1 protein-coding gene and 1 pseudogene are annotated in these 2284 nt (G+C 54.8%); both read right to left on the reverse strand.

The window, feature by feature from the left end:
• Window positions 1-1957, reverse strand: a 1957-nt coding sequence (locus tag AC1D13_RS23125) for an integrase catalytic domain-containing protein (RefSeq protein WP_477690377.1), incomplete at its 3' end; no start/stop codon positions are given.
• Between the two features lie 4 nt (window positions 1958-1961).
• Window positions 1962-2284, reverse strand: a pseudogene (locus tag AC1D13_RS23130) (hypothetical protein); the annotation flags it as partial.

Raw genomic sequence — 2284 nt, forward strand, 5'->3', positions numbered from 1 at the left:
CGAGACGGGGATCCGCCATCTGGCGGGTGTTGCCCTCCATGACGCCGAACACTTCTTCCTCCGTTGCCCCGATCAGACGCTCAATCATGGCCCCACCCCTTGGCTCTCCAGGACTGCGGAAGCGAAGATCAATGTCGTAGATTTTGCAGAACCATTCCAGTTCTTTGGAGCGAAAGTCGGCGCCATTGTCAACGCTGATGATTTTCGGGAGCCGCCTGTTCCGGCGCACATAGTCTCGCAATACCAGCAATACCGTCCACGCGGAGGGCGGATCATAGCCAAGGATCAACGCACGCGGCTGGCACGTATTGCCATCCACGGCAAGCGTCATCGTCGGTTTTCCCAACGAAACGCCCTCCGGACTGATGGTGGCGATCGTCGCAACCGTATGGTCGATGTAGCACACCTCATGCGGCCTTACACCATGCACCGGGTAAGCATCGTCGAGAAACTGCGGGATCGCGGCCTTTTGGTACGCAACCCGCTTGCCTTCACGTTTTCGGACCGATTCTCGATTTTTACAGCGCTTGCAGAAGGTCACATAACTCATTGGCCAGATCGTGTCGCCGCTTTCCTTCTCATGCGCAGCACAGAGATCCAGGAAGACCCCATATGCTGTCTTGATCGAGCGCTTTTCGGGCGTATTAAAGACTTCCTTGATCGCCTGTTCAGCCAATTTTTCGACAATCTCAGGAAGCTTAGGCTCACGATTACCCTGCAAACGCCTGTTGTCCACTAATGCAAGCAGCGCCTCTAATTGGTTTAGCGTCGCGGTTTTCGTTGTAAATTCCGTGATCGACCGGGAAACGTATTGATCGCTCTTTCCGTCGCGCACAGCATCTAGCCTCTTGAGGGCTCGATCAAGTTCTGCCGGCGAGACGTCGGCAATGGTTTTGGGATCACATTCGCGGCGTATACCATCCGCCTGAAGCAACTTGAGGTCGTTTAACTGCTGAATGGCTTGCAGTGGAAGCGTATGGTGCATTCCATCGTCATCTCTGACAGAAACATCCATCTCTCCGGGCAGCAGCACGGTGTAGTTTTTCCCGCCGTACTTCAGACGGGAACCCGCTCGCAGCAGAATGGTCCCGGGCACCGGTAGAGCGGGAGCGAGATTGGCAATTTCAACCAGTTTGTGCGCTTTGGATGTAGCCTCATCAGAAAAGATATGGAGGTTCCCCGTAATGTCCACCCGCTGAGCGTACAGGTCGACATATACCGCTCCGGACACGATCGCTTTGAAGATATTGTCGGAAGAAAATCCGTGTTCATCCAGCAGACTGCGCATCGTGAGAAAACGCGAGCCTTCAAGCAACTGCTGCAAGCTAAGCTTGACCGCCTCATCCAGCGCTGGACAAGTCTCATCGATATAGTCTTCGAGAAATCGCGCATTATTGATTAGAGTTGAAGGAAGCGAGCGATTGCTGAAGATTTCATACTGCAATCCCAACTCTTGGAATTTTTCTTCTGCGGCGCTGTAGCGCCACCGACCCGTCTCCTCCATATAGAACTGATGGGGGTTTTTCAGCATGCGGTCGACCAAGCTGCCATCGTCGCGATACTCTCTCACGCAAATACCACTGCTCTTCAAGACAACAAAATCGGAGGTGTAGTGCACCCTCCCGGCTACCCGCCCATCCGGGGCCATCAGCCGGAGGTCCACCGCCGGCGGCTGTGGTGCGTAGGTCAAGACATCTGAGTCAATGTCCATCAAAATCGCCGCCGCAAACTCCCCTTTGCGACTCTCCAGATGGACCATTCCCGCCTTGGGGCTCGGGTGTTTCAGAATCGAGTTTCCGTACTTGTTGCTCACCCTTCGCGAGGGCCCATTAGTAAACGCATCCATGACAAACTGCCGACCACTCTGCGGAATATCATGCTCCATGAACAACCGCTCAAGGTGAGCCATGACGCCACCTGGAACTTCTTGCAGATAGCTCGATTTCTTCGCGCTCATGCCGTCAGCTCCGCTCGCGGAATTTCGCTGTCGGCCGGCCCAAAGGCGGCTTCCCGATTGGAGTTTCGACCCTCAAAATCCATGCGGCACGCTCGAATGGGTTAACGCTTTTGGTAACGAGACGGGGATCCGCCATCTGGCGGGTGTTGCCCTCCATGACGCCGAACACTTCTTCCTCCGTTGCCCCGATCAGACGCTCAATCATGGCCCCACCCCTTGGCTCTCCAGGACTGCGGAAGCGAAGATCAATGTCGTAGATTTTGCAGAACCATTCCAGTTCTTTGGAGCGAAAGTCGGCGCCATTGTCAACGCTGATGATTTTCGGGA

The sequence above is a fragment of the Polaromonas sp. P1_E12 genome (assembly GCF_056405975.1).